We start from the raw sequence: 23,770 nt of genomic DNA on the forward strand, positions 1-23,770 counted from the left end.
GGGACGGGGCGCCTGCGAAGCCAGGCATTCGAGTTAAGGGACTGGCCCCGGGTGTATGTGCACACCCGGGGCTACACGTACTTCACCGAGTCAGCATTCGATGACGTTTACCGCGAGGCCGCCCCGGGACGTCTCCTTATATTTGCTTTTCATGTCGGCGCCGGTTTCCCGCATGGTCTTGATCGCTTTGTCCAGGGATACTTTGTGGCTGCCGTCCCCGTGGAGGGATAGTCGCGCGGCGTTGATGGCTTTGACACTGGCGATGGCGTTGCGTTCGATGCAGGGGATCTGCACCAGGCCGCCCACGGGGTCGCAGGTCAGGCCGAGGTTGTGTTCGATCCCAACTTCGGCGGCGTTCTCCACCTGCTCGGGCGTTCCGCCGAGGACCTCGCACAAGCCCGCGGCCGCCATGGAGCAGGCCGAGCCCACCTCGCCCTGGCACCCCACCTCCGCTCCGGAGATGGAGGCGTTGATCTTGAACAGAATTCCGACGGCGGCCGCAGCCAGCAGGAAACGGACCACACCGTCGTCGTTGGCGCCGGGCACGAACTTCACGTAGTAATGCAACACCGCGGGGACGATGCCGGCCGCGCCGTTCGTGGGTGCGGTGACGATCCGGCCGCCAGCGGCATTTTCCTCGTTGACGGCCAGAGCGAACAGGTTCACCCACTCCATCGCCCGGAGCGGGTCGGTCACTCCGGTGTCTGCCGTCAGGGTCTGGAATAACGACGGCGCCCGTCGCCTGACGTTAAGGCCGCCTGGAAGAATCCCTTCCGCGGCGCAGCCGTTGTCCACGCATTCGCGCATGACCGCCCAGAGTGCAAGCAGTTTTTCCCGGAGTTCCGCTTCGCTGCGCCATGTGAGTTCATTGGCGAGCATCACGTCGGAGATGGACATGCCCTCGCGCTTGCAGATCTCCAGGAGTTCGTCGGCGGTGGCGAAGGGGTAGGGGAGGACAGTGGAGTCCGCCACCACCCTGTCTTCGGCGCCGGCATCGCCGTCCACTACAAAGCCGCCGCCGATCGAGTAGAAACTCCGTTCGCTCAGCACCGCCCCGGCGTGGTCCAGGGCGCGGAAGGTCATGCCGTTGGGGTGGGCCGGGAGGGACTTGCGCCGGTGCAGCACCACGTCCTCGTCCCAGTTGAAGTCCACCCGGTGGTGGCCACCGACCAGGAGTTCGGCGTCGAGGGCCGCGGCAGCCACTTGGTCGTCCGCCGTGGCCGTGTCCACGGTTTCCGGGTCCAGTCCTTTGAAGCCGAGGACCACGGCCTTATCCGAGCCGTGGCCCCGCCCGGTGGCACCCAGCGAACCGAACAGCTCAGCCTGCACGCGCCTGGTGGCGCTCAGGTGGCCGTCGCCCTTGAGTCCGTCGGCGAATAGCTTCGCCGCCCGCATCGGGCCCACCGTGTGTGACGACGAGGGCCCGATGCCAACGGAGAACAGGTCCAGGACGCTGAGTGCCATTTAGGGGACCTCTGGCGAGGCGTATTCCCGCATGGCATCGAGGAGCCAGCGGCCCAGGAAGTCCGCGAAGGAGGCGCGGGGGAAAAGCCGGAAGCTTTCCTCCCCGGTCTTCTGCAGGACCACCGGGATGTTGCCCACCTCGGTGTTCAATGCGGCTCCCGGGGTGAAGCTGCGCGGGTGCAGGTCAAGGGCGCAGCCTTTTTCCAGGACGGCGCGGGCACGGGGACCGGACAGTTCAAACGTGGTGCGGTTGGCGGACAGGTCCACCACCTGGCCGGGGGCGTCGCCCAGCGCTTCGGTGAGGGAACTGATGAGGTCGCCGCCCAGGGAGTCGTGGGCCTCTTCAGGTGCAACCACCAGGAACTCCGCCGGTCCCAGCCAGAGGACGCTGACGCCGTCAGCGCCGCCCACGTCGCCGCAGCGTGCCGGCAGGCCGCCGGTGGCCGCAGCGATCCGTGCACCCTCTTCAGACTTGGGGTCTACGCGGATTCCTGCCATGGTCTGGAAGGGGCCCTCGGCCAGGACAACCTTGCCCTGGATGGAGCCTGCCACCAGTGCCGGGGCCAGGTGGGAGGCGGGGCTGCGGCGGATGTCCCGGAGTCCATTGATGCCTTCGAGTGCTGCTGAATTAGCCATCTTTGCGGGTCCCTTCGGGGTCAAAAAGTACGGTTTCTGCGACAACAACCTCAACTAGCTGGTCGCCGGCTGCGGCCAGCAGGGTCTCGCCGATGCGGTTGCGGCCATTCTTGATCAGTGCCAGCCCAAACGAGCGGCCCAGGGCGGCGCTGTGGTAGCTCGAGGTCACGAAGCCCTGCATGGGGACCGGGCCGTAGGCGGGGCTGGTGGTGATGCCCTTTTCCACGAGCTGGGTGCCTTCCGGCAGCCGGATGGTGCCGTCCACGGGCAGCACGCTGACCAGGTGCTTGCGGTCCTCGCGCCGGGCATCGGCCCGGGCGTAGGAGCGCTTGCCGATGAAGTCCTTGGCCTTGGACACCACCCATTCCATGCCCGCATCCTGCGGGGTGACGGTGCCGTCGGTGTCCTGCCCGACGATCGGGTAGCCCTTTTCGGCGCGGAGCACGTGCATGGTTTCGGTGCCGTAGGGGGTGATGTTGAATTCGGCGCCTGCCGCGGCCACGGCTTCCCAGGTGTTCAGCCCGTACCAGGACGGTACGTTGATCTCGTAGGCCAGTTCGCCGGAGAAGGAGATCCGGCAGACCCTGGCCTGCACGCCTGAGGCGAGGGTGGTTTCGCGGAAGGTCATGAACGGGAAGGCTTCGGCTTCCAGCCCGCCGTCCTTGGCGAGTTCGGGGGCCACCTTTGCCAGGATCGCGCGGGATTTGGGCCCGACGACGGCAATGGTGCTCCACTGTTCGGTCACCGATGTGCAGTGCACGTCGAGTTCGGGCCATTCGGTCTGCAGCCATTCCTCCAGCCAGTCCAGCACCTTCGCGGCGCCGCCGGTGGTGGTGGTCATGAAGTACCGGTCCTCGTCCAGGCGCAGGGTCACACCGTCGTCGAAGATCATGCCGTCCGCCAGGCACATCACGCCGTAGCGGGCGGAACCCGGGGCGAGTTTCTTGAACGCGTTGGTGTAGATCCGGTTGAGGAATTCACCGGCGTCCTTGCCTCGGATTTCGATCTTGCCGAGGGTGGTGGCGTCCATGAACCCGGCAGATTCGCGGACTGCAGCGCATTCGCGCAGCACGGCTGCGTCCATGTCTTCCCCGGCCTGCGGGTAGTACCAGGGGCGTTTCCACTGCCCTACGTCCTCGAACAGTGCGCCCTGGGCAACGTGCCACGGGTTGATCGACGTGACGCGGGCGGGGTCGAACAGCTCGCCGCGCTGGCGTCCGGCCAGTGCTGCGAACGCCACTGGAGTGAACGGTGCGCGGTACGTGGTGGTGCCGATGTCGCCGATGCCGCGGGACGCTTCGCCCGCGGTCCGGAGCGCGGCGGCGATGACGCCGATCGCGTTGACGCCGGAGGTCTTGCCCTGGTCGTTGGCGGTGCTGATGGAGGTGTACCGCTTGATGTGCTCCACGGACCGCATGCCGGCACCGGTGGACCGCAGCACGTCAGCCACTGACTGGTCGCGCTGGAAGTCCACGAAGTGGTGGTGCCAGCCATCCGGGGTGCCGGCCTGGCCAGGTACCAGCCAGAGCTGGCGGGTGGGGGCGGACGCCTTCGGCTCGCCGAGGACTGCTGGCTTGGTTTCTGAAGTGAACCCTGCGGCGATGGCCGCGACGGCGCCGGCGGAAATGCCCTCGGCAAGCACGTCGGCGAGTTCGAAGCTGCCGCGGCCGGAGCCGATAGTCTGCTGGTTGGGGACCACGGTGCTCGGCACGAACGCTGCCAGGTCATCGTCCCAGCGCAGCTTGCCCTGCCGCTGGGAGTGGAGGTGCACCAGCGGGCTCCAGCCGCCGGAGACTGCCAGCAGGTCGCAGGCGATCTCTTCGACGCCGGAGGTGAGCTCGCCGTCGTCGTTGATGCTGCGGACGGTGACTGCGAACAGCCGGCCGTCGTCGCCGGCTGCCGTGTTGGCCACGGCGCCGCCGATCAGCACCCGGGTGCCGGCTTCGACGGCGGCGGCTGCCACCTGGGTGAGGGCGGGGCGGGCGTCGACGACGGCTGCCAACTTGACGCCGGCGGCCCGCAGGTCCGCGGCGAGGGCGTAGGCGCTGTCGTTGGTGGTGCTGATGACAACGCGCTGGCCGGCGGCGACGGCGTAACGGTTAAGGTAGCTGCGGGCGGCGGAGGCCAGCATAATGCCGGGGCGGTCGTTGTTCTCGAAGACCAGGGGGCGCTCGTGGGCGCCGGGGGCCAGCACCACCTGATTAGCACGCACGTGCCAAATCCGCTGCCGGGAGACGCCCGGCGCTGCCGGGCTGGACAGGTGGTCGGTGCGGTTCTGAACCGCGATGACGTAGTTGGCATCGTAGGCGCCGAAGGCCGTGGTGCGGTTCAGGACCGTGCTTTCGGCCCCGGAAACCAGTTCAGCTTCCACGTCCGCCACCCACTCCAGGGCCGGCTTGCCTTCGATGGTCTCGGCGAGGCCGGGGGCCGTAGACCCGGACAGGAGGGAGCCGCCCAGTTCGGGCTGGTCGTCCATCAGGATCACCCGGGCGCCGGTGCGGACCGCTTCACGGGCCGCGGCCAGGCCGGCAGGGCCACCGCCGATGATCAGGACGTCGGCGTGGACGTACTTCTTGTCGTACTCCGCACGGTCATCTTCCGGGTCCAGCTTGCCCAAACCGTTCAGCATGCTGGCCGCGAGGCCGTCCACCAGGGTGACGGTGGTGGCGGGAAGCATGGACTCGGCCACGTGGCCCGGGAACCGGGCTTCAACGCGAACCAGTGCGTTGGATTCCTCCACGCCGGCGGACATGATGCCCCGGGGGCGGTCCTCGTACAGCGAGTTGCCGGCGGCGATCCGGCCGTTGGCGAGCAGTGCCGAAGCGAGTGTGTCGCCGGGGTGGCCGGTGAATTCCTCGCCGTCCACGGTGAATCGCCAGGAGATGGTGCGGTCGATGCGTCCGCCGGCGGCGAGGCGGGCGTTCTGGGAAGTCACTTGGTTGCTCCTTCCGGGGCGGTGGTGCTGGCGGGTGAGGTGCTGGCGGCGATGCTTGTCGCGGCGGTGCTCGGCGCAGCGGTGCCGGTGGTGGTGCTGTCAGCGGCGAGGCTGGCAGTGCCGGACTCACGTGCCGGGGCGGCTGCGTCAGGCCGGGGCGCGCCCATGGGGTAGATCGCCTGAATCTCGTAGGTGACCGTGTCGCGGAGCATGTTGAACCACTGGCGGCAGCCGGTGCTGTGGAGCCAGCGTTCGGCGAAGGCGCCCTTGGTGTTGTCACGGTAGAACAGGAACTCGGCCCATTCGCGGTCGTTCAGTTCGTTCGGGTTCTCCGGATAGGCCACGTGGGCCTGGCCGCCGTAGTGGAACTCGGTCTCGTCGCGGGAGCCGCAGTTGGGGCATGAAATGAGGAGCATGTCCGGACTCTCTTCTAGTGGGCCACGGCGGCTGCGCCGTGTTCGTCGATCAGGGCGCCGGTTTCGAACCGCTCCAGCGCAAACGGCTTGTTCAGTTCGTGCGGCGTTCCCGTGGCGATGGTGTGGGCAAAGGTGAGGCCGGCGGCCGGCGTGCCCTTGAAGCCGCCCGTGCCCCAGCCACAGTTCACGAACATGTTGTCCACCGGAGTGGTGCCCACGATCGGGGAGGCGTCCAGCGTCGTATCAACGATGCCGCCCCAGGTCCTGAGTACGTGCGCACGGGCAAAGATCGGGAAGAGTTCGACGGCGGCCGCCATCTGGTGCTCGATCACATGGAACGAGCCGCGCTGGCCGTAACCGTTGTAGGAGTCCACTCCGGCGCCCATGACCAGCTCGCCCTTGTGGGCCTGGGAAACGTAGACGTGCACGTGGTTGGACATGACCACTGTGGGGTGGACCGGTTCGTGCAGTTCGGAAACCAGAGCCTGCAGCGGGTGGGACTGGATGGGGAGCCGGAAGCCAGCCATTTCGGCCAGGACCGAGCTGTGCCCGGCGGCGCACAGGCCCACCTTTTCGGTGTTGATGGTTCCGCGGTTGGTCTTGACGCCCACCACGCGGTTGCCGTCCTTGACGAAGCCGGTGACTTCGCAGTTCTGGATGATGTCCACGCCCAGTTCGTCGCACTTGCGGGCGAAGGCCCAGGCCACGTGGTCATGCTTGGCGATGCCGGCGCGCGGCTGGTACGTGGCGCCCATGACGGGGTAGCGGATGTTGTCGTTGATGTTCAGGATGGGGCAGAGTTCCTTGACCTGCTGCGGGTCCAGCCACTCGGCGTCAACTCCGTTGAGTTTGTTCGCGCCCACGCGCCGCATGCTTTCACGCACATCACCCAGGGTGTGGGCGAGGTTCATCACACCGCGCTGACTGAAGAGGAAGTCGTATTCAAGCTCCTCCGGCAGGACTTCCCAGAGCTTGAGGGCGTGCTCGTAGATAGCCGCGCTCTCGTCCCAGAGGTAGTTGGACCGGATGATGGTGGTGTTCCGGGCCATGTTGCCGCCAGCCAGCCAGCCCTTTTCGAGGACGGCGATGTTGGTCATGCCGTGGTTTTTGGCCAGGAAGTAGGCGGTGGCCAGGCCGTGCCCGCCGCCACCAACGATGACTGCGTCGTAGGAAGGCTTCGGGTCCGGGTTGTGCCAAAGGAATTCCGGGTGCTCCGGAAGCAGATCGGCCATTATGCCACCTCGTTCGCGTCAGAGGAGAGGTTGGGGTAGAGCGGGAACTTTCCGGCCAGGATTTCAACCCGCTGCCGCAGTTCCGCCACGGTCTCGTCGCTGAACTCGCGCTTGAGTGCTGCGGCGATAATGTCCGCGACCTCGGTGAACTCCGTCTTCCCGAACCCACGCGTGGCCAGTGCCGGCGTGCCGATACGAAGACCGGAAGAGATCATGGGCGGTCGCGGGTCGAACGGCACGGCGTTGCGGTTGACCGTGATGCCGATCCGGTGCAGGCGGTCTTCGCCCTGCTGGCCGTCCAGTTCCGAATTGCGCAGATCCACCAGGACCAGGTGCACGTCGGTGCCACCGCTGACGACGGTCACGCCGGACTCTGCAACGTCGGCAGACAGCATGCGTTCTGCGATGATGCGGGCGCCTTCCAGGGTGCGTTCCTGGCGGTCGCGGAACGCCGGCTCAGCAGCGAGCTTGAACGCCACAGCCTTCGCGGCAATGACGTGCTCCAGCGGGCCACCCTGCTGTCCGGGGAACACCGCGGAGTTGACCTTCTTGGCAATGTCGGCGTCATTGGTCAGGATCACACCACCGCGCGGGCCGCCAAGGGTCTTGTGGGTGGTGCTCGTGACGATGTGGGCGTGAGGCACGGGGCTGGGGTGAAGCCCCGCGGCCACCAGGCCTGCGAAGTGGGCCATGTCCACCATCAGGTAGGCGCCTATCAGGTCCGCGATACGTCGGAATTCGGCGAAGTCCAGCTGCCGGGAGTAGGCGGACCAGCCGGCCACGATCAGCTTCGGCTTGTTCTCAACCGCCAGGCGCTCGACTTCAGCCATGTCAATCAGCATGGTGTCTTCGCCGACTCCGTACGGGACCACTTTGTAGAGCTTGCCGGAGAAGTTGATTCGCATCCCATGCGTCAAGTGGCCACCGTGTGCGAGGTTCAACCCCAGGATGGTGTCGCCGGGCTGGATCAGGGCGAACATCGCCGCCGCGTTGGCCTGGGCGCCTGAGTGGGGCTGCACATTGGCGAATTCGGAGCCGAACAATGACTTAAGACGGTCGATGGCCAGCTGCTCGACCACGTCAACGTGTTCGCAGCCGCCGTAGTAGCGCTTGCCAGGGTAGCCTTCGGCGTACTTGTTGGTCAGGACGGATCCCTGCGCCTCCATGACGGCAGTCGGCGCAAAGTTTTCAGAGGCGATCATCTCCAGCGTGCCCTGCTGGCGCAGAAGCTCCTGCTGAACGGCTGCGTGGATCGCAGGATCGGTCTCTGCGAGCGTACGGGTCAGAACGTCGACCATCTTTTCTCCTCTGCTATCTAATATCCTGTTGATATATTAGTTTCGTGACTCAAGTATGCTATTCAGCCAGGTGGGTGTCAACAGATTTTTCTAGCCGTCCCAGAGGCGCCAGAAGCGCGGCTGGAAGGGCCGCGCTTCTGGTAGAACGTTTGAGAGGTGGGGCCTGGATCAGGTGAAGAGCGCCTTGCGGACGGCATCCTCGAAGCCACTGACGTGGCTCCTCGCCAGGTCAGCGGCCCGTGCCTCATCGCCGTCAATCACTGCGCCGAGCAGGTCCAGGTGCTCATGCACGTGGCGGGAAAGATCGGGAAGGCGATCCAGAACCATGCACCAGATGCGGGTGGCGAGATTGTCGTACCGGATCAGGACGTCCTCGAGGTGGGGGTTGGCCGCAGCCGCGTAGATGCCTTGATGGACGCGGGCATCAAGGCGAAGGGTTTCGACGACGGAGGCCGCATGGGTATCGAAGGATTCAACAGCCCGCATCACAGCCCGCAACCGCTCCCGCTGCAGTTCCGTGGCCACCCGGGCGGCACGGGACGCTGCGAGCGGTTCAAGCTGCGTCCGGATTTCTGAAATGAAAGCAAGGTCTGTCACCTCTACACGGGTGGCAAAGGTGCCCCTGCGCGGATACGACACCACCAGACGGTCGAGCTCAAGCCGCTTCAAAGCTTCCCGCACTGGAGTCCGCCCCATGCCGAGGTCCCTGGCGAGGTGGTCGTCGTTAAGAAGATCGCCGGGTTTGATGTCAAGCATCAGCAGCCGGTCGCGGATACGCTCGTACGCCACGTCCGCCAACGACTTCTTGACCGCATCTGCCGCGATCGCCGACGCTTCAACTGCCATAACCTGGACCCCTTTTCCATTCAAGCCAAACAGGCTATTGACCTCGCCCACTGACCAGTATACGCTGATTCCCAACCCTAATATATCAGTTTATGTTTTGAGAATATATCTAGCGGGAAGATACCTAAAAGGAGGAGACATGACCCTAGTGGCAACAGACTCATCAACCAGCACGCTGACTCAGAACGACCCCCGCGTGAAGGACAAGGCCCACAAATTCGTACTCACACTGTCGTGCGTCGAACGTGCCGGCATTGTCCAAGCAGTCACCACTTTTCTCTTCGAACGTGGCTTCAACATCGACGAGCACCAACAGTTCGACGACGGGCTCCGCGAGACGCTGCACCTGCGCACCGCATTCTCGGGTTCCCCCGAGTACACGCCGGAGCGGCTCCAGGAGGAGTTCAATGCCATCGCGGACCGCTTCGAGATGAAGTTCAGCTTCCATGACCAGACCAAACAGCGCGTTCTGGTCATGGTGTCCAAGTTCGGCCACTGCCTGAATGACCTGATCTTCCGCTGGCGCGGCGGCAGCCTCGGCGGCGACATCGTCCTCGTGGTGTCCAATCATGAAACCCACCGGGCCATGGCCGAAGCCGCCGGCCTGCCCTTTATCTACCTCCCCGTGACCCCGGAGACGAAGGCAGTCGCCGAACAGCGACTGCTGGACCTCGTCGACGAGCACAACATCGACCTCGTTGTGCTCGCCCGGTACATGCAGGTGCTCTCCGATGACCTCTGCCGCTCCCTTGAGGGCCGGGCCATCAACATCCACCACTCCTTCCTTCCTGGCTTCAAGGGTGCGCGCCCGTACCACCAGGCGTACGACCGTGGCGTCAAACTGGTAGGTGCCACTGCCCACTACGTGACGGCTGAACTCGATGAAGGGCCAATCATCGAACAGGAAGTCATCCGGGTGGACCACAGCTACGGTCCCACCGCACTGTCAACAGTCGGGCAGGATGCGGAAGCGCTTGCACTGTCCCGCGCCGTGCGGTGGCACTGCGAGCACCGTGTGTTGCTGGACCAAACCAGCACTGTCGTGTTCCGGTAAGCACGACCACCACATCAGCAAAGACAACACACGAAAATCAGCAGGAGAAACCACATGGCTTCGACGCCAAGCATTGTCATTATTGGAGCGGGAATCGTCGGCACGAACCTGGCCGACGAACTGGTCGCGCGGGGTTGGAACAACATCACCGTCCTGGACCAGGGACCCCTGAATATGCCTGGAGGCTCCACGTCCCACGCCCCGGGCCTCGTTTTCCAGACGAACCCGTCAAAGACCATGGCTGCCTTCGCCAAGTACACGGTTGAGAAGCTCCTGTCCCTGAGCGAAGACGGCGTCAGCTGCTTCAACCAGGTCGGCGGTTTGGAAGTTGCCACCACCGAGACCCGCCTCGCGGACCTGAAGCGGAAGCTCGGCTATGCCGCCGCGTGGGGTATCGACGGCAAGATCCTTACCCGCGCCGAGTGCAAGGAGCTTTACCCGCTCCTGAACGAGGAAGACATCCTCGGCGGTCTCCACGTTCCCAGCGACGGCCTCGCCCGTGCTGCCCGTGCAGTCCAGCTGCTGATCAAGCGGACGGAAGCCGCAGGCGTCAAGTACCTGGGCAACACCACGGTGACGGGCATCGAACAGTCCGGCCGCCGGGTCACCGGTGTCCAGACCTCCGAAGGCACCATCCCTGCCGATATAGTGGTCTCCTGCGCCGGTTTCTGGGGCGCCAAGATCGGCGAGATGATCGGGATGTCAGTCCCGCTCCTGCCGTTGGCCCACCAGTACGTGAAGACCACTCCGGTCCCGGCGCAGAAGGGCCGCAACGAACTGCCCAACGGCGCCTCCCTGCCGATCCTGCGGCACCAGGACCAGGACCTCTACTACCGCGAGCACGGTGACCGTTACGGCATCGGTTCCTACGCGCACCGTCCCATGCCCGTGGATGTTGATGAGCTGGGCTCCTACGACCCCAACAGCATCAGTGAACACAACATGCCCTCCCGGCTCGACTTCACCCTGGAGGACTTCCTCCCGGCATGGGAAGCCACCAAGCAGCTGCTGCCGGCCCTGCGCGAAAGTGAAATCGAGGACGGCTTCAACGGCATCTTCTCCTTCACCCCGGACGGCGGACCCCTGGTGGGTGAGTCCAAGGAGCTCGATGGTTTCTTCGTCGCCGAAGCCGTGTGGGTCACCCACTCGGCCGGCATCGCCCGCGCTGTCGCGGAGCTCCTGACCACCGGAAAGTCGCAGATCGACCTTGGAGAATGCGACATCCACCGCTTCGAAGAGGTCCAGCTGACTCCCGAATACGTCAGCGAAACGTCCCAGCAGAACTTCGTGGAAATCTACGACGTCCTGCACCCGCTGCAGCCAAAGCTCTCTCCGCGGAACCTGCGCGTCAGCCCGTTCCACGCCCGCCACAAGCAGCTGGGCGGCTTCTTCCTGGAGGGCGGCGGATGGGAGCGCCCCTACTGGTTCGAAGCCAACGCCGAACTACTCAAGGAGATGCCTGACGAATGGCAGCCGCCCGCACGTGACGCCTGGGCCGGGATGTTCAGCTCGCCCATCGCCGCCGCCGAAGCCTGGAAGACCCGCACCGCGGTGGCCATGTACGACATGACCCCGCTCAAGCGCCTTGAGGTCTCCGGCCCCGGAGCCCTGAAGCTGCTGCAGCAGCTGACTACCGCCGACATGACCAAGAAGCCGGGGGCGGTCACCTACACGCTCCTGCTGGACCACGCCGGCGGGATCCGCAGCGACATCACCGTGGCCCGCCTGAGCGAAGACACCTTCCAGCTCGGCGCCAATGGAAACATCGACACCGCTTACTTTGAGCGGGCCGCACGCCACCAGACGGAAAACGGAACCGCCAGCGACTGGGTCCAGGTGCGCGATACCACCGGCGGGACCTGCTGCATCGGCTTGTGGGGACCCCTCGCCCGGGACCTGATCACCACCGTCAGCAGCGACGACTTCTCCAACGACGGCCTGCGCTACTTCCGGGCGAAGAAGGTTGTCATCGGCGGCGTCACCGTCACCGCAATGCGGCTGTCCTACGTCGGCGAGCTGGGCTGGGAACTGTACACCAGCGCGGACAACGGGCAGCGCCTGTGGGACGCCCTGTGGAAGGCAGGGCAGCCGTTCGGCGTGATCGCTGCCGGCCGCGCCGCGTTCAGCTCGCTGCGCCTGGAAAAGGGCTACCGCTCGTGGGGCACCGACATGACCACCGAGCACGACCCACTGGAAGCGGGACTCGGTTTCGCCGTGAAGATGACCAAGGAAAACTTCGTCGGCAAGGCAGCACTGGAAGGCCGGACCGAGGAAAACTCCGCCCGCCGCCTTCGCTGCCTGACGGTCGACGACGGCCGCAGCATCGTGCTGGGCAAGGAACCTGTCTTCTACAAGGACCAGGCAGTTGGCTACGTCACGAGCGCCGCTTATGGCTATACCGTGGCCAAGCCAATTGCCTACGCGTACCTGCCCGCCGCCGTCTCCGTGGGTGACTCGGTTGAAATCGAGTACTTTGGCCGGCGCATCCAGGCCACGGTCACGGCGGATCCGCTGTACGACCCCACGATGACCCGGCTCCGCGGCTAACAGCCGCAGGGCCATTCAAGGGCACGCGGCCCGGACTCATTTCCTCGCAACCAGAGTCCGGGCCGCTGCTTTTCCATGGCCCGTCCCATGCCCAGGCCAGTCGACTAGAGCCTCAGCCCAGGAAGACACATGATCAGTTCAGAAACAATAAACGACTACCTCGCCAGGCTTGCCTCGCGCGAACCCACCCCAGGCGGCGGCGCAGCCGCGGCACTCCACGCCGCCCAGGGGGCGGCACTTGTCGCCATGGTGGCCAGGTACACCACCGGCACGAAATACGAACAGCACGCCGAACTCGTCACCAGGATCATCAGCAGCGCCGACGGACTGGTGGCCCAGGCCCTGCGCCTCGCGGACGCCGACCAGCACGCGTTCCAAGGCGTCATCGATGCCTACAAGCTCCCCGCCGGTACTGACGACCTCAAGGCCGAACGGACAGCATCCATCCAGGACGCGCTCGTCCAGGCGGCGAAAACACCGGCACAACTGATCCTGCTTGCCGGCGCCATCGTGGATCTTGCCACGGAACTGTTCGAGGTGGCCAACGTCAACGTGATCAGTGACGTCGCCGCCGCCGTCGACGCAGCCCGGGCAGCCGCCACCACTGCACGGGTGAACATCGACATCAATGTGGTGGCCATCAAGGACACCGAAGCGCGTTCCCGGCTGGCTGAACAGACGGACGGCCTTGAGGAAAAGGTCGTCCTGGCAGCCGACTCGCTAGTGAAGCGCGTGCGCGAAAGGATTCTCGGTTGAGCACCACACTCCTCTCTGGACGAAACCTGGCAAAGCTCATTCAGCAGAAGGCCCACGACGAAGCCCGGAACCTCGAAACTGACGGCCTGCGCCCCACCCTTGCAGTGGTTGTGGCCACCGACGACGGCTCCACGCTCTGGTATGTGCGGTCCATCGAACGGGCTGCAGAAAGCGCGGGCATCAATTGCCGGATCGTGGACCTGGGCCACGACGCAACAGGACAGGTTCTGGCCTCAGTCCTGAAGGACCTCAGCGCCGAGCCGTCCGTCAACGGCATCATCCTGCAGACGCCATTGCCTCCCGGCGTTGACGCAGATGCGCTGGTTGGGCACATCGCCCCCGAGAAGGACATCGACGGCGCGAACCCTCTGAGCCTTGGCCGGCTGGCCGTGGGCCAGCCCTCGTTCGCCCCTGCCACTGCACGGGCCGTCACCGAGATCCTGGACCACTTCGACATCCCTGTTGCGGGCCGGAACGTCGTCGTGATTGGACGCTCAGCCGTCGTCGGAAAACCGCTGTCCCTGCTGCTGCTGGAACGCGACGCCACCGTCACCGTCTGCCACTCCAGGTCAGGGGCGCTGGAGAAATACACCAAGGCGGCCGACGTCGTGGTGGTCGCCGCCGGGCGTACCGGCCTGCTGAACGGCGGCCACATTTCCTCCGGGGCTGTTGTGATCGACGTCGGCACCAACGTCCTATCCGACGGATCCCTCGTGGGGGATGTGGACGAAGCCAGCGTCCGGGGCATCGCCGGGGCGCTGACACCCGTTCCGGGTGGCGTCGGCTCAGTCACCACGTCCCTGCTGCTCCTTCACACCACCGAGGCCGCGCGGGAACAGTCGCATGCCTTGGTCCGGGGAACAGCCGTATGACCCACGGCAGGTACCCCTGCTTCGATTAGGCCCAGTTGTTGTCTCCGCGCCCGTGCAGATCCATGCGATCTTCACGGGCGCAAAGGCCGTGTCCTGCCACCGGGCTACAGGACGGCCTTGATGAGGTTCTCAAAGTCCGTCACATGCTTGGTGGTCAGCCGCGCAGCAGCTTCGGAATCCCCTTCCGCGATGCACTCGAGCAGCTCAATGTGCTGGGCAATGTGCTCGGATACCGGAGGAAGTTTCTCCAGCACCAGGCTCCAGATCCGCGTCGCCAGGTTGTCGTACCGGATCAGGACATCCTCAAGATGCCGGCTCCCTGTGGCCCGGTAGATCATCCGGTGTACCCGCATGTCCAGGCGCATCAGGTCCCGCTGGGAGTGCATTACCGGCAGGAGCTCCCCGACTTCCCTGGCAAATTCCTTGATCTCTTGCCGGAGCTGCGGCGATGCCATCCGGGCAGCCCGTGCTGCGGCCGCAGGCTCCAAAAGCTGCCGGATTTCGGAGATTTCAGCCAGATCCGTGATGTCCACCCCTGCGGCGAATGTTCCCCGGCGGGGATACGCCACCACCAGATGGTCGCCCTCAAGGCGCTTCATGGCCTCCCGGATGGGTGTCCTCCCCACCCCGAGCCGCCTGGAAATCACTTCGTCATTCAATGGTTCACCAGGCTTGATGTCCAAAACGATCAGTTCATCACAGAGCACCCTGTAGGCGAAGTCGGCGAAGGACTCGTCCACCTGCCTCGTTGGCATTAAGGACCCCCCAACATCCGAACGTAGTTCTCCACCGCTTACCATTTTCAAGTCTCCTCCCGATGCACGGCTGAGCCTTGACGCGAAGGCCTCCTGTACATAGTATTCCTAGAACTGATATATCAATATCCCATCAAAAAAATGTCAACCCTAACGGAGAGCAATGAGCACAGAGGCTGTTGCAAGGATACGGCTGGAAGTGGTTCCGTCTGCCGATCTGCTCACGCAACTCCCAGCGGCCTTTGACACCACGGGATCCGTCAGCGTGACGTGCCTCCCGCACCACGGGCCTGCACGGACCGTGGAGGCGTCCGTAAACCTGGCGCGCCTGGGTTACCACACCGTTCCCCATCTCGCAGCCCGCAGCATCACGGGTGAGGCAGAACTCCATTCGCTGCTGCTGCAGCTGCAGGAGGCCGGCGTCTCGGAGCTGTTTCTCGTTGCCGGTGACCGGCGCACGCCTGCAGGTCCCTACGCCTGGAGCGGACAACTCCTTGAGGCGGTCACTGCGTACTCACCCGACTTCTCCATAGGCATCGCCGGCTACCCGGAAGGCCACCCGCAGCTCAGCCAGGAACAACTCAGCAGCAGCCTCGAGATCAAAGCGCCACTGGCGTCCTCCATGGTCACCCAGATGTGCTTTTCCGGCGAGGCGATCAGCCGGTACCTCCGGACAATCCGCAAGGGCGACATACAGCTACCCGTGTGGATTGGAGTCCCCGGCCCGGTCTCCATCAGGAAACTGGTCTCCCTGGGAGCACGCCTCGGAGTCGGCCGCTCCCTCAAGCTCGCCCGCGGGACAGGAATGGCGGGGGCCCTCTGGCGGCGGGACGACTTCCTGAGCTACGACAGCGGACGCCTGATCCGCGAAGTCCACCAGGAGTTGGCGGGCGATCCCCTCTTTGCCGGGTTCCATGTCTACACCTTCAACGACCTCCGCCGCCTGCCTGGCCTCCTGGATGATCTCCGCGCACTGCAGCCGACCACCATGCTGGCCTCGGGCAACACCTCCATTCCACTGTTTCCTGCCAAGATCTGAAGGGAAGATCACATGGCTTCAAAAGCCCCCAAGCAGAATATCGACGAGTCAAAACTGAGCCTGACGAAGCCCAAAACGACCGCCGTCGGCCTTCCGGCTGTTGCGAACGCGTTGAAAATTTCCCTTGAGCAGATGGGCCCGCTGCGCAGCATCCAGACGCTCTTGGCAGTCAACCAGGTTGACGGCTTTGACTGCATGGGCTGTGCCTGGCCCGAACACGAAAAGCGCAATGCTGCGGAATTCTGCGAGAACGGCGCCAAGGCGGTAGCTGAAGAAGCCACGCGCCGCCGCGTCACGCCGGAATTCTTCGCGAAACACTCCATCGCGGACCTGAAGACGCGTGACGACTACTGGCTGGGTCAACAGGGCCGGTTGACGCATCCGATGCTCCTCGAGGAAGGTGCAACCCACTACAAGCCCATCGAGTGGGACGACGCCTATGAGCTGATCGCCCAGGAGATCAGGGACATGGAGCACCCCGATCAGTCGATCTTCTACACTTCCGGGCGGACATCGAACGAGGCAGCCTTCGCCTACGGGCTCCTCGTTCGGGGCATCGGGACGAACAACTTGCCCGACTGCTCCAACATGTGCCACGAATCGTCCGGCTCGGCCCTGGTCGAAACGATCGGCATCGGCAAAGGCTCCGTCAGCCTCACGGACGTGGAGACGGCGTCGCTGATTTTCGTGGCGGGGCAAAACCCCGGCACTAACCACCCGCGCATGCTAAGTGCGCTGGAGAAGGCGAAGAAGAACGGCGCCGTCATCATCTCCGTGAATCCGCTTCCCGAGGCCGGGCTCCTGCGGTTCGAGAATCCGCAGAACATTTCCGGCATGGTGGTGGGCACACAACTGACCGATGACTTCCTCCAAATCCGCGCCGGCGGCGATCAGGCCCTCTTCCAAGGGCTTGGCAAATACCTCCTCGAAGCCGAAGCCCAGGGACGCAAGACCCCCGGCCTCTCCACTGTGCTGGACCATGAATTCATCAAACACCACACAGTTGGCATCGACGAATACCTGCGGTACCTCGAAAAGGCGGAATGGAACGACATCGTCGAAGCCACGGGACTGACACTGGAACAGATCAAGTCCACAGGGGAGCGCCTCCTGGCCTCGAGCGCCACGATCGTCTGCTGGGCCATGGGCCTGACCCAGCACAAGCACTCGGTACCCACCCTCCGCGACGTGGTCAACGTCCTGCTTCTGCAAGGCAACATCGGCAAGCCCGGAGCCGGCGTCTGCCCCGTCCGCGGCCACTCCAACGTCCAGGGCGACCGGACCATGGGCATCTTCGAGAAGATGCCGGAGAACTTCCACGACCGGCTTGACCACGAGTTCCAGTTCCACTCCCCCCGGGCGCATGGCTTCGACACCGTGGCCGCCATCCGCGCCATGCGGGACGGCAAGGTCCGCGTATTCATCGGCATGGGCGGCAACTTCGTGCGGGCAGCCCCCGATTCCGAGGTCACGGAACAGGCTCTAGCCAACACCCGCCTGACGGTGCAGATCTCCACGAAACTGAACCATTCCCACGTATCGACGGGTCGACGTGCGCTGATTCTTCCGACGCTCGGACGTACCGAGAAGGACACCCAGCGCACCGGCGACCAGAGGGTAACAGTGGAGGATTCCATGAGCGCGGTCCATGCCTCCCGCGGACGGCTTAAGCCCGCCAGCGACCACTTGCACTCCGAAGTGGCCATTGTCTGCAACATCGCCCACAAAATCTTCACCGGCAGCGACAACCTCCCGCTGCCCAATACCCCCAAAGCCGACTGGCTCGCCATGAAGGACGACTACTCCATCATCCGGAAACACATCGAAGCAGTCCTCAGCGGCTTCGAGAACTTCGAGGAGCGGATCCAGAACCCTGGAGGGTTCGTCCTTCCCCACCCGCCCCGGGACGCCAGGAAGTTCGATACCGCTTCGGGCAAGGCCCACTTCACAGGCAACGAACTGGAATTCATCAGGGTCCCCGCGGGACGGCTCGTCCTCCAAACCCTGCGCTCCCATGACCAGTACAACACCACCATCTACGGCAAGGATGATCGCTACCGCGGCATCCACGGCGGGCGCCGCGTCGTCCTGATCAACGCCGACGACATTACTGAGCTGGGGTTCACGGACGGGGACATGGTCCATCTCATCTCCGAATTCCAAGGGACCGAACGACGGGCCGAAAACTTCCGCATCGTTTCATACTCGACGCCCAAGGGTTGCGCGGCGGCCTACTACCCGGAAACCAACGTCCTCGTGCCACTCGACTCCGTAGCCGACACCAGCGGCACGCCGACCTCCAAGTCCGTTATCGTGCGGCTTGAGCGGGCCGAAGCGTGAGCTCCGTCCTGACGACGGAAGCGACCGTCACCCAGGGTGTGGACGGGCCAAGGGTGGAACGGGCTGTCCGCGAATACCTCCTGGCCATCGGGGAGGACCCCGAAAGGCCGGGACTGGTGGACACCCCGGCCCGTGTAGCCCGCGCCGCCGCGGAAATGTTCGGCGGGCTCCATGAGGATCCCCTGGCAGTCCTGGACAAGACCTTTGACCTCGGCCACGGTGAAATGGTCATCGTTAAGGACATCCCGTTCTATTCCACCTGCGAACATCACCTGGTGCCGTTCCATGGCGTGGCGCACGTAGGTTACATCCCGTCCGCTGAGGGACTGGTGACCGGCCTCAGCAAGCTTGCCAGGCTGGTGGACGTCTTTGCGCGTAGGCCGCAGGTCCAGGAGAGGCTCACCACCCAGGTGGTGGACGCGCTGGTTACGTCGCTACGGCCTTTGGGTGCAATTGTGGTGATCGAGTGCGAGCACCTGTGCATGTCAATGCGGGGCGTCCGCAAGCCCGGGGCCAAGACCATCACGTCCGCAGTCCGCGGTGAACTGCGCCTTCCGGCCGCCCGGGCCGAAGCGCTGAGCCTCATCCACGGCCGATGAGAATTCTCTGGACATGCCCCCCGGGGCTGCCATACGCCACAGATCAATGCCACTCAACACAGACACCATCAAGGGAGAACCAATGTCTGATGTCACTCAGGCCCAGGCCGATGCCGTCCGGGGCGCGGCCGTCCAGCGTTAGGCAGGACCGGGATGCTGTGCCACCCGGCCCGGCATCCCACTGACGTCTTCGTCCTCGCGAAGGATGAACTGTCCCGTTCCTGTAAATGGTGCTTCGGTGGCCTGAAACCTGGGGAGGTATCCTCATCGAAGCACCGCTTTCGGGCAACGGGGCAACGCCGGCACTCGCCGGACCAGTGCATGGCAATCATGTCGTGTCGTACAACCGCCAGTTGATGATGGCCATCCTGCATGAAAAGGTCCAGATCGCCAAGGCAGTGAACGCCACAGCAATCCCGCTTGAGGATGCTCCCCGCGGCTACGCCGAATTCGACGCCGGCTCGGCAACTAAGTTCGTGCTGAACCCGAATGGATACGTCACGGCGTAGCACGCCAGCTGATGGGGCCGGGGACTGCGGGGACCCACGTGGGGTGCACCCCACATGGTCCCCGGCCCGCACGTTTCATTGCATTACTACCTACACGAAAGGGGGCACCCTTGCTGGCCCAAGATACCGCCACCATCGGCAGCAGTTCGGAGTTGCGCTCTGCATGGCCAAATTCCGGACATCCCTCCCCCACCTGGCTCGAAGCCCGGCAACTGGCTTTCGATTGCGCGGTTCCACTCGCGCCCGTGGAGGTTCCCCTCGCATTGGCAGCAGGCCACGCGCTTACCCGCAACGTCGCCGCCCTGCAAGAACTCCCCCATTACGACTCTTCTGCCATGGATGGCTGGGCAATCAACGGCGTCGGTCCATGGATCCTTGCCGGCCACGAACCCTTTTTGCGCCCCGGGAGTGCCAGCGTCATAGCCACCGGCGGACTGGTACCTGTTGGCGCCCAGTCGATACTCCGCAAGGAAAGTGGCCAGATCCACCAAGATGCCGACGGCAGCCTTGTCCTGCGGCTCACTGACAACGCAAAGGAAGGCGAGCCGGGCCTCGGCCAACACATTCGTCCCGCGGGCGAGGAAGCTGCTGTAGGTGAGGTGCTGATCCCCGCCGGCACAACACTGAACCCGGGCCACATTGCCCTCGCCGCTGTGGCTGGCCACGACAACCTGCAGGTGCAGGCCAAGCCGGTGGTCGGCATCGTATTGACCGGTTCCGAGGTGGTCACGTCAGGCGTTCCGAAACCAGGACATGTCAGGGACACTTTTGGTCCGCAGCTGGGGACGGTCATTTCCCTTCTGGGGGGCACGCCTGCCGGCTCCCTGCGGATCGGGGATTCCTACCCCGAGTGGCTCGCGGCAATTGGCGGTTCTGACGCGTTCCCCGGGCGGATGCCGGACCTGACCATAACCACCGGCGGAACCGGCTGTTCCGGGACAGATCATTTTCGCGCCGTCATCGCTGACCTTGGCGGACAGCTGTTGCTGGATGGCATCGCCATGCGGCCGGGTCACCCGGCAGTTCTGGCCGGGCTCCCGGACGGCCGCTTCGTCGTCGGGCTGCCCGGTAACCCCCTGGCAGCAATGATGGCTCTCATCACTATGGGTGCACCGCTGCTGGAGGCACTCGGAGGCAGGCCCCTGAGCGCCGTTGGACAGGTGACCTCCGCGGCTGACGTTGATCCGAGCCCCGGCCGTACGCGTCTGATTCCGTGCACGTTTATCGAGGGGCTTGCCTTCCCCGCCTCGCATACGGGGCCCGGCATGATGCGTGGACTGGCTTGGGCCGACGGCGTCATGGCCGTTCCCCCTGCTGGAGTCCAGTCCGGCGAGCCAGTTCCTGTGCTCCCACTCCCTTGGACGCAGGCCAACGAAACAATCCGTTCCACCACCAACCGTGCACGGACCACAGCATGGCCCGCATGACACAGCGCCGCAAGATCCACCGCTTCCACCTTGAGGGTTCCCGCACCCAATACTCGGTGCGGTTCAAGGAAGACGCACTTGCCGCTGAGGAGCCCTTGGAAATCCGCATCGGCGGCCGCTCCTTCGCTGTCACCATGAGGACCCCGGGGGACGATTTTGACCTGGTGGCCGGGTTCCTGGTCTCGGAAGGCATCATCAGTTCCCACTCCGAGCTGATATCGCTGCGCTTTTGCGCCGGCGATGCCGGGGGAGAGCAGACATATAACGTGGTCGAGGCCCAGCTGAGGCCGGATGTACCCATGCCTGCCACCATGCGGCATGCCGGAGCGGCTTCGCGCGGCCCAGGCGGTGTTCGACAAGACGGGCGGCGTCCATGCGGCCGGCCTGTTCAAGGTGGATGGCGCCAGCCCTGAGTTGCTTTGTCTCCGGGAGGATGTCGGACGCCATAACGCTGTGGACAAAGTGGTGGGATGGGCGCTGCGCCAAGACCTGTTGCCTCTGAGTGGCACGGTCCTCCAGGTGTCCGGGCGCGCGTCCTTCGAACTTGTCCAGAAGGCCGCCATGGCAGGCATTCCCGTCCTGTCTGCTGTGAGCGCGCCCTCAAGCCTGGCCGCCGACCTCGCCGTCGAGACCGGAGTGACGCTGGTTGGATTCAACCGAAAACACACTCTGAACGTCTACGCCGGTCGCGAAAGGCTGGGCTGTCCGCAGAAAGTGGGCCGCGAGGAAACCTATGCCAGGCTTTGACGTTGTCCTCGCCGAGCTCACTCATGACCCCATCTCGGTGGACAAGGCCACAGCCGCCGTCCAGGGCGACGAAGCCGGGGCCGAGGCCGGCTCCCTGTACCGCGAGGTTTACGACGACGGCGCCAAGGCCCGCCTGCTGGACACCATCACCGGTGCCGTGGGCGGCGTGAAGAACGCCGAAATCAAGGAACGCGCCATCCAGTACTGGACCAACGTGGACGCCGAACTCGGCGCCAAGGATCACCCGCGGCGGGGTGTTCTGCCTTGCGGCGCCTGACGCCGATTGACGGCCTTGCGGCAGTGTCGGTCTAGGATGATTCAAGATGAGCCGGAAGGTTGACCGGAACCTCCCTCCGGGCTCGCACACCCTGCATGGACGACGACACGAGGCATGATGGCCGCACGCTATGACCCGGACAAGGACGCAGATGCGCAGGCTGGAGGTGTCCAATCGGTGGACCGCGCCCTCCAGATCATGGAAATCCTGGCCCGCGAAGGCGACGCCGGCGTCAGTGAAATCGCCGAGGAGATGGGCATACACAAGTCCACCGTGTCCAGGCTGATGGGATCCTTGGTCGGGCGCGAGCTGGTCCGGCAGAACAGCGAACGTGGAAAGTACCAGCTGGGATTTGGCATCCTGCGCCTGGCATCGTCCATCCCGGGCAGGTTGAGCGTGGTTCACGAAGCCAGGGAGGTCCTCGAGAGCCTCGCGGCGGCCTACAAGGAAACGGTCAACCTGGCCGTGCTGCGATCGAATTTTGCCGTCAACGTGGACCAGGCAATGGGACCCTCAACGCTGGCCACGTATGACTGGGTGGGGAGCCTGACACCGTTGCACGCCACGTCGAGTGGAAAAGTGCTGCTCGCTGCCCTGACTGCCGACGAAAGGGACGCGATCTTTAAGAGGATCGGCCTGCCTGCCCGCACGCCTCGTACCATCACCAACCGCTCAGAGCTGGAGAAACAGCTGCTGGACGTCGCCCGCAATGGCTATGCCGTCGTTCACGAGGAGTTCGAGATCGGGCTGACGGCGGTTGCGGTACCGATCTACAACCACCTGGGAAACGTCATCGCCGCTGTGAGTATTTCCGGCCCAGCCTTCCGGTTCACGCCGGAAAAGCAGCCCGGGCTTATTGACGGCCTCAAGGATGCAGGCCTGAGCATCAGCACAAAAATGGGCTACAGACGCCGGTAGGCCCGCCCAACAGGCCAGGCCCACCAATCCTCATAGAGGTCTAGGAGGGCTTAGGCGTGTCGCCGACTTACTCTTCGATCCAGTCATGGAAGGCGCGGATGTGGTGTTGGTCGGGGACCAGCACACCGCCCTGGGAAGAACCTCGGTGAGTTCCGGGTGAATCGTGGCGCAGTGGTAGGGCTCCATGAAGTTCTCAACGAATGGCTTCCTGTTGGCTGGCCCGCAACTTAAAGGCATTGTCCAGGCCCTTTAGGCGAGGATCTCCCGGCTACGGGCGCCCGTCGCAATGACGACCCGGTCAGCCGTGACCGATTGTCCATCTGCCAGATAGAGGCCCTTCGACCGTGGGACTTCCTACGGACGATGCAGTACATCTCCTATGGTGATCAGCCGTCCGCGAAACCCAGGGCTCGAGCAGCACGGGCGCCGAGAGGCCAGCGAGGGATGCTCCGACGACAGTAGGCGTCTCCATATCCCACCCCTTAAACTGCTTGCTACGCAACGACAATCGCAATACGCAACAGCGTGACGTATCCCACGTTGCATGTCAAGATTCCCGGCAAATCAGCCGAAACCCTTGACATCCGTTAGCATCAGGCGCAATCTGTTGCTTAGTGCGATTGCCGTTGAGCCATGCGGAACGATCCCGTCCCAACCGATCTGGCGCGAAATCAATCCCCTCAACATAAAAGAGGTGCCCTATGCACTAGGCCTGCCCGCTCCGTGAACTCGCCCCCGGGGAGGCACTACTGCTCGATACTGCCCCGTCAATCGCCGTCTTCCACACCTAAGCCGGCGAGATCTTCGCCATCGACGACACGTGCACACACCACGATGCCTCACTGGCTGACGGCTACGCAGAGGACTACTGGGTCGAGTGCCCCCTTCACGCATCCAGGTTCAACCTCCGCACCGGAGCCCTGGATGCACCCCGGCCGAACTGCGGGTAGGCACTCACGAAGTGCAAATCGTCGACGGCAACATCATGATCATCGAATCGGACGAGGCCCCCCAACCTTCCGGCCTGATTCCCGAGGGCCATGTTTTGCCGTAGGCCCATGCCTCACCGATCAAAGGACCGCTCATGGCTCTAAATAGTGATC

19 protein-coding genes and 3 pseudogenes are annotated in these 23,770 nt (G+C 64.3%); 13 read left to right on the plus strand and 9 right to left on the minus strand.

From position 1 onward, the window contains the following. Positions 1-90: 90 nt before the first annotated feature. The 7 genes from ACX80V_RS14235 to ACX80V_RS14265 form a co-directional block, all read right to left on the minus strand. Positions 91-1,464: an L-serine ammonia-lyase gene (locus ACX80V_RS14235; protein WP_485843690.1), complete on the minus strand. Its 1,374-nt coding sequence runs from the start codon at positions 1,462-1,464 to the stop codon at positions 91-93. Continuing rightward, positions 1,465-2,100, minus strand: coding sequence for a sarcosine oxidase subunit gamma (locus ACX80V_RS14240; RefSeq protein ID WP_485843691.1), 636 nt, complete (start codon positions 2,098-2,100; stop codon positions 1,465-1,467). After that, complete coding sequence (locus ACX80V_RS14245; RefSeq protein WP_485843692.1) at positions 2,093-5,035, minus strand: sarcosine oxidase subunit alpha family protein; 2,943 nt, start codon at positions 5,033-5,035, stop codon at positions 2,093-2,095. The genes ACX80V_RS14240 and ACX80V_RS14245 overlap by 8 nt, the downstream gene beginning before the upstream one ends. Then, on the minus strand, positions 5,032-5,451 hold the full coding sequence (locus tag ACX80V_RS14250) for a sarcosine oxidase subunit delta (RefSeq protein ID WP_485843693.1): 420 nt from the start codon (positions 5,449-5,451) through the stop codon (positions 5,032-5,034). The genes ACX80V_RS14245 and ACX80V_RS14250 overlap by 4 nt, the downstream gene beginning before the upstream one ends. 14 nt (positions 5,452-5,465) lie before the next feature. Next, positions 5,466-6,683, minus strand: a complete 1,218-nt coding sequence (locus ACX80V_RS14255; RefSeq protein ID WP_058930484.1) for a sarcosine oxidase subunit beta family protein — start codon at positions 6,681-6,683, stop codon at positions 5,466-5,468. Next, entirely contained in the window at positions 6,683-7,981 is a 1,299-nt protein-coding gene (gene glyA, locus ACX80V_RS14260) for a serine hydroxymethyltransferase (RefSeq protein ID WP_485843694.1), read from the minus strand. Before glyA ends, ACX80V_RS14255 begins: the two co-directional genes overlap by 1 nt. Positions 7,982-8,149: 168 nt before the next feature. Beyond that, the gene (locus ACX80V_RS14265; RefSeq protein WP_485843695.1) at positions 8,150-8,827 is read right to left on the minus strand and encodes a GntR family transcriptional regulator; all 678 of its coding nucleotides are present in this window, start codon (positions 8,825-8,827) and stop codon (positions 8,150-8,152) included. 139 nt (positions 8,828-8,966) lie between these two features. On the opposite strand from ACX80V_RS14265, the gene purU reads away from it, so the two are divergent. The 4 genes from purU to ACX80V_RS14285 all read left to right on the plus strand — a co-directional run bounded on the left by purU (position 8,967) and on the right by ACX80V_RS14285 (position 14,056). Continuing rightward, positions 8,967-9,881 carry a formyltetrahydrofolate deformylase gene (purU, locus tag ACX80V_RS14270; RefSeq protein ID WP_485843696.1) on the plus strand — a complete coding sequence of 305 codons (915 nt, stop codon included), beginning with the start codon at positions 8,967-8,969 and terminating at the stop codon, positions 9,879-9,881. Between the two features lie 54 nt (positions 9,882-9,935). Further along, on the plus strand, positions 9,936-12,428 hold the full coding sequence (locus ACX80V_RS14275; RefSeq protein WP_485843697.1) for a GcvT family protein: 2,493 nt from the start codon (positions 9,936-9,938) through the stop codon (positions 12,426-12,428). A gap of 129 nt (positions 12,429-12,557) precedes the next feature. Continuing rightward, entirely contained in the window at positions 12,558-13,184 is a 627-nt protein-coding gene (locus ACX80V_RS14280; RefSeq protein ID WP_485843698.1) for a cyclodeaminase/cyclohydrolase family protein, read from the plus strand. Beyond that, the gene (locus ACX80V_RS14285) at positions 13,181-14,056 is read left to right on the plus strand and encodes a bifunctional 5,10-methylenetetrahydrofolate dehydrogenase/5,10-methenyltetrahydrofolate cyclohydrolase (RefSeq protein WP_485843699.1); all 876 of its coding nucleotides are present in this window, start codon (positions 13,181-13,183) and stop codon (positions 14,054-14,056) included. The genes ACX80V_RS14280 and ACX80V_RS14285 overlap by 4 nt, the downstream gene beginning before the upstream one ends. Before the next feature lie 104 nt (positions 14,057-14,160). On the opposite strand, the gene ACX80V_RS14290 is transcribed toward ACX80V_RS14285, so the two are convergent. Next, positions 14,161-14,811 (minus strand): GntR family transcriptional regulator, encoded by a 651-nt coding sequence (locus tag ACX80V_RS14290; protein WP_485843700.1) that lies wholly within the window; start codon positions 14,809-14,811, stop codon positions 14,161-14,163. Positions 14,812-14,974: 163 nt separating this feature from the next. On the opposite strand from ACX80V_RS14290, the gene ACX80V_RS14295 reads away from it, so the two are divergent. The 8 genes and pseudogenes from ACX80V_RS14295 to ACX80V_RS14330 all read left to right on the plus strand — a co-directional run bounded on the left by ACX80V_RS14295 (position 14,975) and on the right by ACX80V_RS14330 (position 22,667). Then, positions 14,975-15,850: a methylenetetrahydrofolate reductase gene (locus ACX80V_RS14295; protein ID WP_485843701.1), complete on the plus strand. Its 876-nt coding sequence runs from the start codon at positions 14,975-14,977 to the stop codon at positions 15,848-15,850. A 12-nt stretch (positions 15,851-15,862) separates the two neighbouring features. Further along, complete coding sequence (locus ACX80V_RS14300; RefSeq protein WP_485843702.1) at positions 15,863-18,190, plus strand: FdhF/YdeP family oxidoreductase; 2,328 nt, start codon at positions 15,863-15,865, stop codon at positions 18,188-18,190. Continuing rightward, positions 18,187-18,789, plus strand: coding sequence for a GTP cyclohydrolase I FolE (gene folE, locus ACX80V_RS14305; protein WP_485843703.1), 603 nt, complete (start codon positions 18,187-18,189; stop codon positions 18,787-18,789). The genes ACX80V_RS14300 and folE overlap by 4 nt, the downstream gene beginning before the upstream one ends. Positions 18,790-19,121: 332 nt before the next feature. Then, positions 19,122-19,298 (plus strand): annotated as a pseudogene (locus tag ACX80V_RS14310) (formaldehyde dehydrogenase, glutathione-independent); the annotation flags it as partial. 110 nt (positions 19,299-19,408) lie between these two features. Further along, positions 19,409-20,725, plus strand: coding sequence for a molybdopterin molybdotransferase MoeA (locus tag ACX80V_RS14315; protein ID WP_485843704.1), 1,317 nt, complete (start codon positions 19,409-19,411; stop codon positions 20,723-20,725). Then, positions 20,713-21,472 (plus strand): annotated as a pseudogene (locus ACX80V_RS14320) (formate dehydrogenase accessory sulfurtransferase FdhD). Before ACX80V_RS14315 ends, ACX80V_RS14320 begins: the two are co-directional and overlap by 13 nt. 82 nt (positions 21,473-21,554) lie before the next feature. Then, positions 21,555-21,749 (plus strand): annotated as a pseudogene (locus ACX80V_RS14325) (catalase-related domain-containing protein); the annotation flags it as partial. Between the two features lie 117 nt (positions 21,750-21,866). Then, positions 21,867-22,667, plus strand: coding sequence for an IclR family transcriptional regulator (locus tag ACX80V_RS14330; RefSeq protein ID WP_485843710.1), 801 nt, complete (start codon positions 21,867-21,869; stop codon positions 22,665-22,667). 30 nt (positions 22,668-22,697) lie between these two features. On the opposite strand, the gene ACX80V_RS14335 is transcribed toward ACX80V_RS14330, so the two are convergent. After that, the gene (locus tag ACX80V_RS14335; protein WP_485843705.1) at positions 22,698-22,904 is read right to left on the minus strand and encodes an SRPBCC family protein; all 207 of its coding nucleotides are present in this window, start codon (positions 22,902-22,904) and stop codon (positions 22,698-22,700) included. A gap of 605 nt (positions 22,905-23,509) precedes the next feature. On the opposite strand from ACX80V_RS14335, the gene ACX80V_RS14340 reads away from it, so the two are divergent. Continuing rightward, positions 23,510-23,617 carry a Rieske (2Fe-2S) protein gene (locus ACX80V_RS14340; protein ID WP_485843711.1) on the plus strand — a complete coding sequence of 36 codons (108 nt, stop codon included), beginning with the start codon at positions 23,510-23,512 and terminating at the stop codon, positions 23,615-23,617. Positions 23,618-23,770: the final 153 nt, after the last annotated feature.

The organism is Pseudarthrobacter arbutini, assembly GCF_054510915.1.